The organism is Arenimonas alkanexedens, assembly GCF_054781355.1.
Genome location: NZ_BAAGUO010000002.1, coordinates 44,054 through 59,342 on the forward strand (window position 1 = coordinate 44,054; position 15,289 = coordinate 59,342).

Genomic DNA, 15,289 nt, shown 5'->3' on the forward strand with positions numbered 1-15,289 from the left:
GCAGGAGGTGAGACGATTCAGCCCTGATCGAGCGCCAGATCGAAGGCTACGCCACAGCGGAACCCGGCCTCGCTGGCGAAATCCCGGCGCTCGCCCCGAGCCGGGGCTGACCCGGTCCGATACCGCAGCAGCGTCAGCGAACAACTGCCGCCTTGGCTGCACCGGGTCGTGTCGGAAGTTTGATACCAATCCGGTGATGAAGGTATGTTCGAGCCAATTACCGAGAAACCCGGCCCCGAGAGCGAAGAATGAATCCAACCAGCGCTTCAACAGTAGTTGCCGCACTATTGGCGGGCGTCATCGCCTTCGCCTGGCCAAGTCCAGCCCCGGCCAGCGACATCGCGCAGCTGACACAACGCTGCGATGCCGGCGACCGCCCGGCCTGCGCCAGCGCCGGGCTGATGCTCTCCGACCCGGCGCAGCCCGGGTTCGACATCTTCCTTAGCCTTCGTTTCCTGCAGCAGGCGTGCCTGGCACGGGAGGCTGCCGCCTGCGGCAGACTTTCGCTCATATACGCCGAGGGTTCCGACGACGTCGAGGCCGATTGGTCGATGGCGGGAAATTTCGCACAGCAGGCCTGTGTGAAGCAGGACCGGACGGGCTGCGAAGTCGCCGAGGTGATCTACTCCGACCCGGCTTCGCCGGAGTTCGACGCCGAGAAGTCGCTGCGCTACCGACGCGTCAACTGCGACTTCGGCCGCTGGACCTCCTGCCTGGACCTGGCGCGGATCTTCTACAACCTCGAGGACGTGCTCCCGGCGGAACAGGTGGCGCAGAAGGCCTGCGGCAACGGTGCGGCCGAACGCAAGACCGCCTGTGACTTCGCCAGCACATTGCGCCAGCGGCGCGAGCAGAACGAGCGGGCGATAGCACAGCAACGCCAAGCCGCGGCCGCGCGAATGCAGGCGACCGAACGCGCCAGTGAAATCGTGCGTTCGTTCCTTGCACAGGGCGAATACGACAGCGCGATATACACGGCGATCTATCACAGCAAGTCTGCCGATGACGCGGCATTGGCCCTGGAGGCCACCTACCGCGCGGGCCAGATGGCCAGCATCTTCAAGGACAATCTGTACGTCCTGGACTACTGGTTCCCGACCGGACAACTCAACCAGATCATCAACGCCGAACTCAGCGGGCGCAGCCGCGCCAACGACTGCGGCATCTTCAACTGCACCAACATGCCTGGGGCTTCCACCGGGCGCTGGCAGGCTGCCGGCGGCGGCGGAACCGGCTACCGTCCGGCGGCGTCGGGCGGATCCAGCAGCTCACCGCGGATGAAAAGTTCGGCTGAAATCAGCCAGGAAACGCGATCACGTTATCGCTATGCCCACTGCACGATGGGCGGCGGCAACTCCAATCTTTGCCGATGAACACAAGGGGAAAAAGCACATGCACCGAAAACTGATCATTCGCGGCCTTGCCGTCACCGTTTTGCTGGCGGCGTCGTTCGCGCAAGCACAATCCATGGAAAATGCCCTCAAGGGCCAGGAAGCCTTCAATCGCGGCGACTTTGAGTCCGCACGTGCCAGCTACCAACAGTCCTGTATGACGGACGGAAATGGCGAGGCCTGCACCAACCTCGGCGCAATGGCCCGAAAGGGCGAGGGCGGCGCACAGGACGACGTGCTTGCGCGATCGGTTTACCAGCGCGGCTGCGCCCAGAACATCATGGAAGCCTGCGAGAACTACGGCGCCATGGTCAAAGATGGCCTGGGCGGTGAAAAATCGCCGGAGCAAGCGCTGGCACCCTTGACCAATGCCTGCAATGCGGGCTTCGGTACGGCCTGCTACAACATCGCCGCAATGCACTACTTCAATCAGATCAATTCGGCCGATCCCGCCAAGGCACGGGAATACTTTGGGAAAAGCTGCTCGCATTCCGGCGCCGATGCTTGCTACGGCTACGGCATGATGCAGCGTGATGGCCAGGGCGGTGGCGTCGACGTGGCGGGAGCAGCGAAGGCCTTCGAACAGTCCTGTGACCTCGGCCGTGCGGAAGGCTGCCTGGACCTGGGCGCGATCCAGTACAGCGGCGGAGCCGTCCCACAGGACCTTGTCGCCGCGAAGAAGAATTTCGCGAGGAGCTGCAACGCGGGTTCGGCGCCCGGCTGCATGAACGCCGGGATCATGTCGCGTGATGCCCAGGGTGGACCCGAAGATCGGGCCGCGGCAGCCCGCTACTTCAACAATGGCTGCAAGCTGGGGATCCAGGAGGGCTGTGCGTTTGCACAGGCGCTGGGGAACTGAAAAACGGAATACCGCGCATAAAAAACCCCGGAAAATCCGGGGTTTTTTTTCATTTCAGAGCACTGGAACCGCCTGAAACCATCAAATGGTGCCGGAAATAGGCAACGGAGAGGCCGGCAGGACGGGCTGCGCGGCCTGTTGTGGGGAGGAAATGGGAAGGCGCTGATGGGGTTCCGGGGCTGGGAACCTCAAAGCTCCCCCACACACTGGCGCTCAATCGCCTCAAGCCGCCGTTCCTCCCGAATGACCGCCAGCCATTGCAGGCCGGCGACGGGGAAGTCCTCTAGGCGTTCGGGCCAGTCGGCCAGCTCGGCGTCACGGGGTTGCCAGCAGCTCTCTACTCGCGGCTTCCACCGCTGCTCGCCCAAGCTCTGACATGCGCTCAGGCTGAGCAGGACAGGTAGCAGGCAAAGTGCGGACAATCGTGCGTACTTCGGTGACGGCATCTTGGGATTCCTTGCGGATGGTTTTGCGGGCCTCGTCAGACGCGGCGGCAGTTTTGTCTGCCACGGCTGACGCCCGCTTGTCGGCCTTCGCCTCGGCTTTCACTTGCGCGGCCTGACACCTGCCCTCGCCAATCCCGATCAGCCAGCTCGACGCCAGCGACACGGCCAGCACGACCGCCAGCCCCTGCCAGACGGGCGCAGGGACGCGCTTGGCGAGAGATCGCAGCGCCAGCGGGCCACCGGCCCCGAACAGGACGATAAGGGCGGGAATCGCCACCAGCGCGGGGAGCATCCACCAGGCGTTGACCAGCAGCCAGATCACTTGAGGCTCGCCGGCTTGGCGCACGGCTTGAGCCAGTAGATCAGCCCGGCGATGGCCTGCGAGGCAGTTGGGGTCGCGGACGCGGCCAGCATGGCGTACACGAAACCGACGCGATCGGGGACAAGCGCCAGGGCCGCAGCGAATGTCAGGCCGGCGCCGATCAGGCCCGTGACCAACTTCGTGCGCCCAGCCGGCCAGCCAGACGGCAGCAGGTGCGGAAGCCACGCCCCCGACGTGATGCCGATGGCCGAGGAAGCCAGCAGCGCCTGCACCTGCTCGCGGGCGAAGATCGCCCCGAGGTTAGCCACGACCCACGTCAGCGCGGGCTCGATCGGCTTCCACGCCCCGGCGACGAGGATCACGGCCGCGACCAGCGCGGTGAGGGTGATGCCGGTTTTCTTTTGGTCGGTCATGCCTGCGGCTCCAGTTCAAAGTGCGGCGAATCGGTTTCACCATGTTCGCGCCAGTTGCCGTCGCCATCCCAGTTCGCCCCCCAGCGGATGCCGATGCCCAGCTCGGCCGCCGCGGAGTACATGGCCGTGGCGATCGCGTCGAACTTGGCCAGGTCGCGCCAGTCCACCGGCCACGGCACCAGGTCCACGGCCCGGCCAAGACCGTCAGCAGCCGCGAAGTGGTTAGAGCGCAGCGTCCATGTCACTTTCTGCAGGTGCGGTTTGGCGTACTTCACCGAGATCCCGGCGGCCGTGCATTGCGCCGTGGTGCGGCCCTGGCCGTACAGCTCGCGCTGGCGCTCCGGCGTGCGGACTCCCTCGAGCACCATGAAGTCGATGGGCGACAGATCGAGCGCCCGTGCGACCACGCGCTGCAGGTCAGGGTGCACGGTGTCGAGCCTGGCGCGGCTGGTCTTGCCGAAGGCGAACATCACCCCGCCACCTTCGCGTACCCGGCCGCCCACATGACGAGCATGATCCCGGCGCCAGCCAGCGCTACGCCGATAGTGCGGATTGACCACCAGCCAAACACCCTGACGTATTCAGCCACCAATTCCTTGACGGCCTCTTTGACGATGGCCCGCATGTACCGCGCGTCCAGCTCCTTGACAGCTTCTTTGATGGCGGCCTCGTCGCGCTCGTTCATCAGTTCATCATCCCGTGAGTGCGGAGCATGTCCTCTAGCGCCTTGATTCTCTCGGCGCAGTTAAGCAAGGTGGCGGACCCGGTGGCGAACGCGCCCTTGTTGGCCGTTCCGGTCGCCGCCGTCCATCCGGTTGCACGGGTGCCAAGGACCTGGGCCGCGTTCTGGTCCAGCACAGAGGTGACTTGAATCGCGCCAGCCATACGCAGCGCCGTTCCAGCGACACCTTGGAAGTATGGGTACGGTTCTTGGCTCGAATAAAAGGCGATGTACCCGGCGCCCGGAATATTGGTGATTGCAGAGAACGCGGCCGCGGTGTGTATTTCTGCACGGATGCCAACGAAGCCAATAAAATCGTGCAAGCTGGCCGTTGTCGCGCCGATCTTTATCCGTCCGTGGTAGACGATCGGCGAGTTAGCAGCCAGCTTCGCCGTTGCTGCGTTTGCTCCCGTCCACCCTTCCACTTCGATGTCGCCATTGACAATCGTCACCGTGCCGATGCCGGTCTGGCAGCGCATCAGATTGATAGCCTGCCCGCTATGTTCGTGAATTCGAAAGCCGTAGATATTGACGTTGTTAGAAACCACGTCGAACTCGACGTTGGCGGTGCAGCTGGACGTTTCGACGGAAATGTCCAGCTCCATCTTGTAATGGTTGCCCCTTATTTTCACGGCCGGGAAGGCGGACGTCACCGCGCAGTAGCAGCCGACGAACCGAACGGAGCGCGTCACGCCATTAAGGCGGATGCCAGGACCATTCGCGCTTTGAATGTTGCATTGCGTGAACAAGTTGTTGTTCATTCCGAACGCCGGCAGCACGCCGATGGTCTGGAAGTCAGACGTAAAGCCGCCCTCTACCGTGTCCGTTAGGTGCATCGCCAGACCAGTGAAGTCCGTCGTGCTGCTGACGTAGTTCTCGAGCGCGCACTTTGTCCAAGAAATAAGCTCGCCACTTAGGTTCAAGTAGCAAGCCCTATTGAACCAGCCGACGATGCGGACGTTCTCACAGTGGTGTTCGCTTCCGTCGTCACTGTTCTTGCGGCCAACGACAAGGCCATAGCTAGGCTGAACTCCGCTGCCGCTGTAGGTCCCGTTCTCGGCGTAGATCAGCAGGTCGTGCAGGTACAGACCACGCGACCAGATGCCGTCGACCACCGGCTTGTTGTTGATTCCGTAGCTGTAAAGCGTGGCGCCATTGCCCATCACGTGAACGCCGCGCGACCGGAAGCCGGTGAAGTTCAGGCTTGAATCAAGGCGGTAGATAGCGCCAGGTCGGCATCGGATAACGAACTTGGTGAACTGGTCCCGGTCAGGGACCGCCAGGACCACGCCGAAAGCATCCCTCGCCGTCTGCGTCCGCAGCCAAGTGAGCATCGCGTTCCATGCGGCAGAGTCGTCCGTTCCGATGAATGCCTCGGGGTTGAAGTCGCCTTTGGCGCCGAAGTCCTCGGGGGAAACATACAGCTCGCCGAGCTTCGCGTCATAGCTCCGCCCTACCGCGCCCGTGCCCGACTGTGTGAAGTTTCCCGGCAAGGCTCCCGTGCCCTCGACGTAATCAAACCCAGAGCCGTCAAGTCGCGTGCGCACGAATCGCCCCGGATCCATTGGGGGCAACTCAGGCGTGGCCCCGGAGCCCACCGGAAGGGTCAGCGCTCGGCCGCCTGCTTCCTTGAGCTCCTGCAGCATCAGGATGGGGGCGTCCTGGTCAGCGTTGAGCGTGTCGGACAGCAGATCGCCCAGGTTCTGGTAATCGGTCTGCCGTTCAAAAGGTGTTGCCCGGCGGCACACGACGCGGGCGCCGGCGGCTGGGGGCGCGGTCAGCAGCGCATTGCCGCCGGCATCGCTGCCAACACCGGTGACTGCATAGCCCGAGGGGTAAGCCAAGGGAACGCCGTCGACCTCTACGACCAGGTGCGCCGCTTCCAGCACCAGGAAGCCAAACGGGAAGATGGTCGTCGCCCCGTTGGCGGTAACCACGTTCGGGGAGTAGTTCAGGGGGACCGTCATGGATGCCTCGCGCGCGGTGGGCGCGGGCGGCGGTCAGCCCAAATCGAGCACGACCTCGTGAACACCCGCTTCTGGACGCCAATCTTCCCGAGGTGTGGCGGTCGGGTTCCCGACTATCCGGCCGACCCGTTCAGGCGTGGCGCCCAGCGCACCGGCGGTAGCGTCGAGGTCGTCGTCGTCCTGATTCTGCGTGGCCGGGTTCCAGTCTTTCATCTGGTCCCAGAAGTCGCCGTTTAGAACAGAGACGTGCGCCCAAAGCTGCCCCGCCGACAGCAGAAGCGGCTCAAATTCCTCCAAGATGCGGGCGTTCTTGTTGACGATGGATTGGATTTCCTTCACGCCACACTGCAGCTTGCGCTGTTTCAGGGCCGCCTTTAGAACGGCCGGGGCGAAGCCGCCGATCCCGTTGGTTTCCACCTCGACCTTGGTCAGCCCGAACTGGGCCACCAGGTCGCATAGTTGGAACACCTGGCCGCCGATGATGCGCTTAGCGTGCTCGTCGAACTCGGCCACCTGCCCAGTGAGCGCCACCACCCGGTGGATGTATCGCCGGCCCATCACGTCTTGCAGCACCAGGGCCGCGCAGGACTTGTCCGACCTCAGCTTGCCACTGGCAGGATCCCAGCGCAGCGCAGCGCCGGCCATTTGGATGCCAGACAGGAACATGCCCACCGCGTTGTTGGCCTCGCGGATTTCTGGCTCTACGTCGTAGGGGATGATCTTGGCCGGGTCGAGCCGGACTTCGCTCACGGGCTTGGCCTCCAGTTGATACTGGCTGTCCCAGCCATTGAGGGTTCGTGTTTCCTTGCGCTTGAGTTCGATTTCCTCGCGCGTGAATCGTTCGGGCCAGGCGCATCCGGTGCAGATGTCGAGCACCGCGCGCGGCGGCTGGGAGAACACCACCTCGCGGCCCTCGACCCGGTAATCTCGGCCCTCGACCAACAGCTTCGCCGGCTTGTGGATGCCCACCATGACGTACAGGCCGTCCTCGGTCAGTGGGAAGTCAAATCGGTAGCGGGTGCGCGTGTCGGTCTGCTCGTAGCGGGCCACCTTGTCGAACAAGGGAATCTTGAGCACGGCCGCGCCGCCGTTGGTCTGCTCGGTGTAAATCGAATCGTGTGTGTGCGGGGTGCCGACGAAGGTCTTCTGCCAGCCCGGAACCAGGATGTGGGTCACGTCGTCGATCTTGTTGCGAAGGTTCTCGCGGGCCTCGGCGGTCTTGATGTTCTTTGGCACCTCGATGTCGTCGAAGTCGGCCGCATCGGCGCGCGAACCGGTGGCGTTCGAACTGACGCCAACCGCCTCCATGGACGGGTTACGTGGGTCGTCGGACCCGTTGACCCAAAAGCTCAAGGCCCCCGGCTTGGAGGGCAACATGCCGCCGCACAAGGGATGCCGGCGCAGCACGTTGATGGTGTCTCGGGTCAGTTTGCCAGCCAGCTTGTCGTCGGCCGCATAGATCAGGGACCGCCACTCTCGGTTCCGGTACAGCTTCCACGCCTTGTAGCAGGCGTAGATCGTGGACTTGGCCGCGCCGCGGAACACCAGAAGCACCCGGACGCGGGAATCGCAATGCTCCAGCCACTCGCAGATGCGCACGTGCAGCAGCGGCACGTCCCAGCCCTTCACCCGCGCCCATAGGATGAAGAAGGTCAGGAAGCTGACAGGTCGGGAGTCCACGAGGCTAGGCGCGCGACTTGGCCAGCACCTTTTCCAGCAGCCGCGTGCCTTCCTTCTCGGCGGCGCTGATCTCGGCGTCTAGGTTGCTGTCCGCATCTTCGTCGGCATCTTTGCCGCGCGGGTTGACCAGGCGCCCGGTCAGGCTCTCAATGCGCACCACAATGGCCATGGTGGCCACGGCGTTCTTCTTGGACCAGTAGCGGTCCCCGCGCTGCTCTTGGGACAGCAGCCGAGGCAGCAGTCCTTCGCCGGGCCACTCTTTTGGGTTCGCTTCAAAAAGAAAAACGTCCGTCAGCTGCTCACTCAACGCCTGCAGTTTCTCGATCTGGTCCTGTCGCATGGTCAATCCTCCACGGCTTTTTCAAGGTCTGGCGCCCGGTCTGGCGCCACTTCTCCCGGCTCCCACCAATAGGACTGGCCGAACTCTTTGTCTGCCCGGCGCTTCATCTTGCGCAGGTAGCCGGGGCTGAAATACTCCTGCAGCTGGTGGAAAACCAGTCGGTCGAGCGCGGCCTTGGAATACCAGAGGTTCGCGCCAGGGGTGTTGGATCGCACGAACTTCACGACCTCGGCGCCGGCGTTGGTTTCCTTGCCCTGCGCGGCCTCCATCACGTTGCCCTGGGTGAGCTTGAGAATGTCCTCGGCCAGGCCCGCCACCGGCCCCAGCGCGGCGCCCAGCGCGGACTGACCGTACTGGCTGGACTCGGAGAACAGGAAGTCGCCATACAGGCCCAGCGAACCGCCCTTGAGGAAGGCGGCGATCCAGTTACGGGAACCCCCTTTCTCGGCCGGGTTCATGTTCCGGGGGTCTTTGCCCTGCAGCATCTCGTTCACCTGCAGCGCGGCCATGCCCAGCACCGTCGTGCCGGCCATGAGGGTGGCCAGATACGCCGCCTTCCCCGTCCCGGTCGGCATGTCCATGCCGCGCGCCCAATGCCGCGTCAGCATTGAAATGGGGAAGGACTTGAACAGGAAGAACGACCGGGTGAGCTCGCCCTTCCAGGTGCCACGCTGCAGGCCGGACATCATCAGCGTGCGCTCCTTGGCGCCCGGCTCGATGATGGCAATGTCGGTTTCCTCGAGCACCGTCCCCAGCAGGCGCGTGGCAGCTTGCTCGCGGGCGGCGGTCGGGTTGTCGATGCCGGCCGCCAGAAGGTCGGCGTCCGGAATGCGATAGATCGACTCCGGCGTGAGCATCGTGTCATTGCCCAGGCCGAAGTCCTCCAGGGTGGCCGCGCGCCAGACGGCATAGTCGGCGTCGGTGATGCCCTTGGACTTGAGGATGCGCTGGTCGCTGGCTTCGAGCTTGGCCAGGCTGTCGAAGTCCCGGGTGATCTGCCCGATGCTACCCATCATGGTCACGCCGTAGGCGCGGCGCCGGGCGTCGGTCAGGGCATTGAGGCCCGAGGCGCGCAGGGTGGCGCCGGCCACGCGGGAGGTAAAGGACTCGGTGAGCGAGTCATTGCCCCAGCGGTTGAGAGAGGAAATCAGGGTGTTCATGCCCAATCCGGCCCGCTGCGCCAGGCGCTTCTCCATCGGATTGGCCGGGTTAAGGGCCGCTAGCTCATTGGCGAATAGCTGCAGCGGCGGCAGCTTGTTCACGTGCGCGGACAGGTACATGGTCGCCTCGTCCGAGAAGGACGAGATCACCGCCGATCCAAGCCGCGAGGCCGTCATCCAGTTGCGCAGGGTGTCGAAGGTTTCTGCAAGGCGGCGCGAGGCCACTGGCTGCGTGCGCCCGGCCACGTAGTTGTAGAGGTTCTCGACGTCCTGGCCCCGCTGTTCGATCTTGCCCGCCTTGGTCGGGTTGGCCAGCGTCTCGGTCTGAATCGCCCGGTCGCGCATCATCCGGAAGGCGGCGTCGGGATTGGGGCCCATCGTCTCCACCAGGGCGATGTCCTTGGACACCCCGGCGATGTGGCCGACCATGACCTCGTACAGGCTGCGCTCGCCGAACTGCTCTTGATAGGCCATGTAGTCGTCGGCGCTCTTGTAGTGAATCTGGCGCTCGGCGTTGCCCCGGTTGGCCCTCATGCCGTTGCCGGCGCCCCGGCCGGGCTCGAGCTTGTTCACGCCGCCCGTGGCGATAGTGACCCACGCCTCGCCCAGGAACTCCCGCACCTGCGCATCGTCCATCGGCGTGCCGTCGTCGCGCAGGTAGCGGCCACGGTCCAGGCGCGGAAGGGTAGCGTCGACCCATGCGTCCTTCCCGGCCTGGGCGACGCGGGACTGGGAATGGTGGTGCGGCATTCCCCAGTCGTCGAGCTGGCCGACGTCGCCGCCGCCGCGGTTGAACCGCTGGCGCAGACTTTCGGCGATCTTGCGGAACTCGGCCGCGCCAGCCTTGGCCTGCGGCACCCCGGTGGCCTCTCCGAAAATCTCCCGCACCAGCGCCTGCACGCCCTCCTTGTTCTCGAACAGGCCGAAGAACCGGGCGTCGGTGGCCTCCAGCGTGTCGATCATTTGGCGCAGCGCGTCCTTTTCGATCGCGCGCGCCTGGGCCTCGATCGGCAAGAAACTGCCCCGGGTATCCGCATGGGACGCAATCACGCGGGACAGCCCATCGAACCGGTTGCCGGGGAAGCTGGCCAGATGCGCCTCGATGCGGCTGGTGGCCAGGATCTGCAGCGCCACCCGCTGGGCCTTCTTGGCCTGCTCGGCCACCAGTCGCTGGCCTGCCAGGGTGGCCCCTTCGATCAGGCGCTCATCGGCGCTCTTGCCGCGCCACGCGGACGCATCGCGGCGGGCGATGTCGCGCATGGCCTTCTGGATGCCGTCGTCAATCTTGCGCTGGTCGGCGTTGGACAGGCTCCGGCCGATGGCGTTGGATACCGCTTGGACGCAGTTGGGCTGCATGGTCAGCTCCGCAGGAAACAGTTGGCCGCGGCGAGATAGCCGCTGGCTTCGACTTCGGCCTGGGCCTGCTCACGCGCCAGCCCGGCCAGCGCTTCGGACGCCGGCACGGTGGTTCCGTCGTCGAGCACGATCTGCAGGGAGGGGTCGAGGGCCGCGCTTTCGACAGCGGCCTTGATGGCCGGGGTATCCGGCAGGCCGGAGGCCGGGTCGCGCGTGGGAGCCGGGCCGTCCGGGTCCATCAGGGTGGGTTTGTTTGCCGAGCGCGTGGTGCCGGGCAAGGGGTCAGCGGCACGAACCCCGAAGCCAGAAGCTCCGAGGCCGGTGGGCTGGCTCAGGCCGGCTTGCGGGCCTTGTCCTGCTCTTTCCAGCGAGCCCCAAGGTGGGCGCCGATTGCCGCCCAGCCCACTATCGGGGCGTCCTTGGGCTGCGAAGCCGCGGTAGATGGCTTCGTCGAGGCCGCCTTCGCGGGCTTGGTCGAGAGCTTCTTGGAGGCGTTCATGTAGGGTAGTTTCCTCCACTTGTGGCAGGTCTGCAAGTTCGACCATTACCTGATTGTCCTTACCGCGGCTGTTGTCGATCGCGATCATTTCCACTCGCGGGTCGCCTTCGTACCGCTTCGCCAGATCCTCCATGACGCCACGCACGCCCATATGTGTCTTGGCATGCTCGCTCAGCGGCACCGTTCGACCGCTGCCGAACTCCTTGGCCTGACGCTGCGCCCGAGTGATGGCGCCGCTGGTGAGCGATTCGACAGGGTCGCGGTAGACGTAGGCGATCTTGACGTCGCGCCCAGCCACCAGCGCCTGCTCGACCTTTTCGACGGCCGAACCCAGCGTGTTCATGTTGGTGTCGTAAACGATCTCGGGCCTGCCCAGGCCGGCGCCCATCGCCTCGACGCCAGTGGTCTTGCCGGCGCCGGTGCCGCCGGCGGTGAACAGCACCCGTCGATCCATGCCCTCCGGGGTGGGGCGGGCCAGTCGCTCGGCGTAGAGGTTTTTCACGAAGTCGCTGGCGGCCTCGTGCACGTCCGCTGAGCGGGTGCGATCGGACAGGTACTCGGGCGACAGCTCGCGCGCCACGTCGGTGTTGAGCACCTGCCCGCCCTTGGCATCCGGCCGGGTGGCGTACTCCGCCTCGAGTTGGGCCGGCTCACGCACCAGGCGTTCGCGCAGGGCCCGGCCCGCATCGTTGGTTTCCTTGTAGCGGCCCACCCGGTTAAGCCAGCCGCGTAGGAACTTGGCCTGACTGGGATCATTAGCGACGATCTCGCGGTAGCGCGCCTCGCGCAACTTGATGAATGCGGCCGTGTCGCCGTCCGCTTCGGCGAGCGCGCGACGGGTCCAGCCCACGCCCTGATTCACCGCAGCGTCAAAGGCCACGCCCTGCATGTCTGCCGGCAGCGCGTCGGCGGCGATGGCGTTCCAGTACCGCTGACGGTAGATGTTCGCCGCGCCCTCCCGGGTGAGCGTGGTTACGTCCACGTCCGGGTTGGCGCGCGTGCTGATGCCGAAGTTGGTGGCGCCGCCGCGATCGGCCGGGTCGTCCACGAAGCCCCCCTCGTCGTCGAGCACACGAGCCACCGCCGAATCGAACCCTGGCGAATCCGGCTCATACCCCGCCCGCAGCTCCGGCGACACCTCGACCTGCGGCCGGCGCAGGAACGTGGCGCCCCGTATGGCCTCGCCAATGTCCACGCGCTCCCCGCGCAGCAAGGAGTCGATGGCGGTGTCGATCGCGTCCCCGTGCGCACGCGCCGAGGAAGGGTCCACGGGCAGGCCCGGGCCAGCACCCCGGCGCTGCAGGTCGGCGTTCAAAGCCAGCGCCGCCTGGACCTCGACCTTGCTCGGCACGCTCGGCGCCTGCGTGGCCCGCCCAACGCCCCAGAAGGCCGCGCCAAGTACTGCGTCCACGGTCATGGCCGTGCGGTCGAAGGTTTCGTACTGCGCGGCCTGGGCCTCGTAGCCGCCAGATCGCAGAATCTCGGCCGATGCGTAGCGGTCTGCCACGCCCAGCCCGACGTTCAGGCCCGTGGTAGCCACGAGGTCAGCGACGGCGCCCTTGACCACGCCCGAGCCCGGAAGGACGGCGCCAATGCCGGTGCTAAGCCCGCGGGTGACGCCGAGCTTGAGGGCGGTGTCTTCGTCGATGCCGCTGTCGATGGCGTCGTCGGTCACGGCCATGCCCTCGGGGGCGCCGGCCGCGAGGCCCCCGCCCAATGGCCCGGCAATGGCTGAGCCCACGACGGTGCGCGGGATGATCTTGTTGACCTCATAGAGGATTTGCCCGGCCGTGCCCACCGTCGCGGCGTCGATCCCGTACTCGCGGCGGTACTGGTCGCGCATGATTTGCTGGCGGTCTTCCTGCCCCGTCCTGTCGCCCATGGACCCGGGCACGGCCTCGATGCCAGCTGCGCCTTCGATGGCGGCCCCCACGCGACTGAACCCGGCGTCGGCAAAGTTCACCGCATCGATCAGCCCCTTGGGAACCCCCTTGAACCCCTGGCTGGCATTGGTCAGGAAGCCCGGCGCCGGGGCCGCGTCGGTGTACGTCAGCCCAGCGGCCGCGTTGGCCTTTTCCTGCTCCGTCGAGAGGTCGTCGAGCCAGCTCATTGGACGCGCACCACGATGGGCTTGCGGGTTTTCGGGTCGACTTGGATGGCCCCGTCGTTGACTAGGTGATACGCCCCCTCATCCCCTGGCACCGGCATGACCGGCAGATCATCGAGCACGCTTGCCTCGAGCCCGCTGGCCTCGGCGGCGGCGCGCACCCCGCGCCCCAGCCGGTCCTCGAACTGCTGTTCATCCATGCCGTAGGGACGCAGCACGCGCACGTCGTTGATTTCGGTCACGCCGCCGGTGGCCATTTCAATGGCGGCATCAGCCACCTTCCGGTCAGCTTCGATGGTGCCGCCGGCGTCTTCGTGCCGGACGCCGGTGGACTGGGCCCGCCCGGCGTACACCGCTGCGAACACGTCAAACGCCTTTTGCCGGGCCGGGCTGCCATCGGGAAGGGCCTCGCCGACACGCTCATCGAACGCCCGGCGCAGCTCCCGGTCCCCCGGCTGGGGCACCGACTTGTCAGCACGAATGCGCGCGCCCGCCAAAATCAGCGTGGGCACGTCGGAGCCGTCGGCCCCTTTGAGCTTGCGGAACTGCGCCAGACCGGCAGCCATGAACAGCGGCTCATCGGCCGCGATGGGCTTGAGCGCCGAGGCGTAGCTTTGTGCGTCCGGCGTGGTGCCCGAGAGCACGGACAGGAAGCTCAGCCGCGCGCGGTCGTCGGCCTGGGAGAAGAACGAGCGCACCATGGCCGCTTCCTCGGGCAGCCACGGGTTGCGGGCGACGTCCTCACCGTAGGATTTTCGCAGCGAGCCCAGGATAGCGAACCGCGACTGCAGCTGCGCAGCCACCAGCCCCGGGTCACCGCCGGCCAAGGACTGGATATCCAGCGGCGGCACCACGATACCTGTCTGGTTCTGCACGAACGACAGCGGCGATTCTTGGGCCTGCTTCTTGGCGGCGTCGAACGCCGAGCGCAGGGTGCTCAGTCGGGACAGGTCGCGCTTGGGGTCGTCGCTGGGGGTGGTCTTGGTCCTCGACTCCAGCGCGCGCAAATACGCTTCCTGGTCGGCAAACGGCTGGGACCGGAACTGCTGAATCTCGGATGCCATGGCCCGGGCCTGCTGGAACGCGCCTTCCTGTGCGGTGCCCTGCACGTTGGCAATGCCTTCCTGCCAACGTTCGCCGGTGATCTCCACGCCGGTCACCAGCTGGTCACGGAACCAGGTTACCTCACGCTCGGCCACCGCTTCGCGCCTATCGGCATCCACGCCGGCCTTGGCCTCCAGCCGCGTGCGCCCCCCCATGACCTGGGACAGGAGCGCATTGCGCTTGTCGGTATCGAGCCGCGCGGCGTAGAAGCCATCCTCGGCGGTCAGGTCGGTTTCGAGCTGCGTCAGGCTCTCCACGTCGTCGCGGCCGTTGATGTACCGCTGGGTCGCGTGGTTGGTCCAGTTCTTGTCCGAAAAGTCCTGCAGCGCCTTGTCCACCTGGTCGGGCGGCAGCTCGGCCTGCAGCGCCAGGGCCCGGAACGCCCGGGCCTTGCCGTTGATGGCGTCGATGTCGGCATCCGGCGCCGCAGCCAGCTTCCCCAGGCTGTCGAGCGCCGTGGCGAACTGGCTACGGAAGTCTGCGCGCTTTGCGGCTCCGGTCACGCGGGCGATCGTGGTCCGGCCACTGACAGCGTTTCGGGTCAACCCGCCGCGCACCTGCTCAGCCAGCACCGGATCCAGGTTGGTGAAGTCGGGGGCCTTTATCTTCTCGACCTCAGCCTGATAGAACGAATCAGCCTCGCGGTAGTCCAGTTCCCCTGTGCTCACTCGGCTGGCTACGTCGTCCGCACGCGCCTGAATGGCCAGCTCGTGGTCGAGCAGCGCATTGGACGCCTTGGCCCGGGCCAGCGCGTCGTCGTCTGCGCGGGCTTTCTGGAGCTGCTGCTGGGCCATGCCGCCGATCTGGCGGGCCAGCCCGCCCAGCGCATCGAGGCCCGCCGTGCCGGGGTTCCGAGCGGCGCCACCCTGCGGCCGCACCGGCCCAGCGTTGCCGAAGCCGCTGCCGTCGGGGATGCGGGCCATA

Annotated in this window: 12 protein-coding genes; 2 read left to right on the forward strand and 10 right to left on the reverse strand. The window is 65.9% G+C overall.

The window, feature by feature from the left end:
* The first annotated feature begins 248 nt into the window (after nt 1-248).
* Nucleotides 249-1,373 carry a hypothetical protein gene (locus ACYVGY_RS04615; RefSeq protein ID WP_460456296.1) on the forward strand — a complete coding sequence of 375 codons (1,125 nt, stop codon included), beginning with the start codon at nt 249-251 and terminating at the stop codon, nt 1,371-1,373.
* A gap of 19 nt (nt 1,374-1,392) precedes the next feature.
* A complete protein-coding gene (locus tag ACYVGY_RS04620) occupies nt 1,393-2,250 on the forward strand; it encodes a tetratricopeptide repeat protein (protein WP_460456297.1) in 858 nt (285 codons plus the stop codon).
* 315 nt (nt 2,251-2,565) lie between these two features.
* Here the strand turns inward: ACYVGY_RS04620 and ACYVGY_RS04625 are convergent, their stop codons facing one another.
* The 10 genes from ACYVGY_RS04625 to ACYVGY_RS04670 are packed head-to-tail and all read right to left on the reverse strand — an operon-like array spanning nt 2,566 to nt 15,288.
* Nucleotides 2,566-3,018: a hypothetical protein gene (locus ACYVGY_RS04625; RefSeq protein ID WP_460456298.1), complete on the reverse strand. Its 453-nt coding sequence runs from the start codon at nt 3,016-3,018 to the stop codon at nt 2,566-2,568.
* Nucleotides 3,015-3,431, reverse strand: a complete 417-nt coding sequence (locus ACYVGY_RS04630) for a hypothetical protein (protein WP_460456299.1) — start codon at nt 3,429-3,431, stop codon at nt 3,015-3,017. The genes ACYVGY_RS04625 and ACYVGY_RS04630 overlap by 4 nt, the downstream gene beginning before the upstream one ends.
* A complete protein-coding gene (locus ACYVGY_RS04635; RefSeq protein ID WP_460456300.1) occupies nt 3,428-3,901 on the reverse strand; it encodes a M15 family metallopeptidase in 474 nt (157 codons plus the stop codon). The genes ACYVGY_RS04630 and ACYVGY_RS04635 overlap by 4 nt, the downstream gene beginning before the upstream one ends.
* Nucleotides 3,901-4,116, reverse strand: a complete 216-nt coding sequence (locus tag ACYVGY_RS04640; protein ID WP_460456301.1) for a hypothetical protein — start codon at nt 4,114-4,116, stop codon at nt 3,901-3,903. The genes ACYVGY_RS04635 and ACYVGY_RS04640 overlap by 1 nt, the downstream gene beginning before the upstream one ends.
* Complete coding sequence (locus ACYVGY_RS04645; protein ID WP_460456302.1) at nt 4,116-6,119, reverse strand: hypothetical protein; 2,004 nt, start codon at nt 6,117-6,119, stop codon at nt 4,116-4,118. The genes ACYVGY_RS04640 and ACYVGY_RS04645 overlap by 1 nt, the downstream gene beginning before the upstream one ends.
* A 33-nt stretch (nt 6,120-6,152) precedes the next feature.
* Entirely contained in the window at nt 6,153-7,799 is a 1,647-nt protein-coding gene (terL, locus tag ACYVGY_RS04650; protein WP_460456303.1) for a phage terminase large subunit, read from the reverse strand.
* Between the two features lie 4 nt (nt 7,800-7,803).
* A complete protein-coding gene (locus ACYVGY_RS04655) occupies nt 7,804-8,139 on the reverse strand; it encodes a hypothetical protein (protein ID WP_460456304.1) in 336 nt (111 codons plus the stop codon).
* A gap of 2 nt (nt 8,140-8,141) precedes the next feature.
* Nucleotides 8,142-10,655, reverse strand: a complete 2,514-nt coding sequence (locus ACYVGY_RS04660; protein ID WP_460456305.1) for a hypothetical protein — start codon at nt 10,653-10,655, stop codon at nt 8,142-8,144.
* 2 nt (nt 10,656-10,657) lie between these two features.
* The gene (locus ACYVGY_RS04665; RefSeq protein WP_460456306.1) at nt 10,658-13,264 is read right to left on the reverse strand and encodes a glycosyl hydrolase 108 family protein; all 2,607 of its coding nucleotides are present in this window, start codon (nt 13,262-13,264) and stop codon (nt 10,658-10,660) included.
* Nucleotides 13,261-15,288, reverse strand: coding sequence for a hypothetical protein (locus ACYVGY_RS04670; protein ID WP_460456307.1), 2,028 nt, complete (start codon nt 15,286-15,288; stop codon nt 13,261-13,263). Before ACYVGY_RS04670 ends, ACYVGY_RS04665 begins: the two co-directional genes overlap by 4 nt.
* Nucleotide 15,289: the final 1 nt, after the last annotated feature.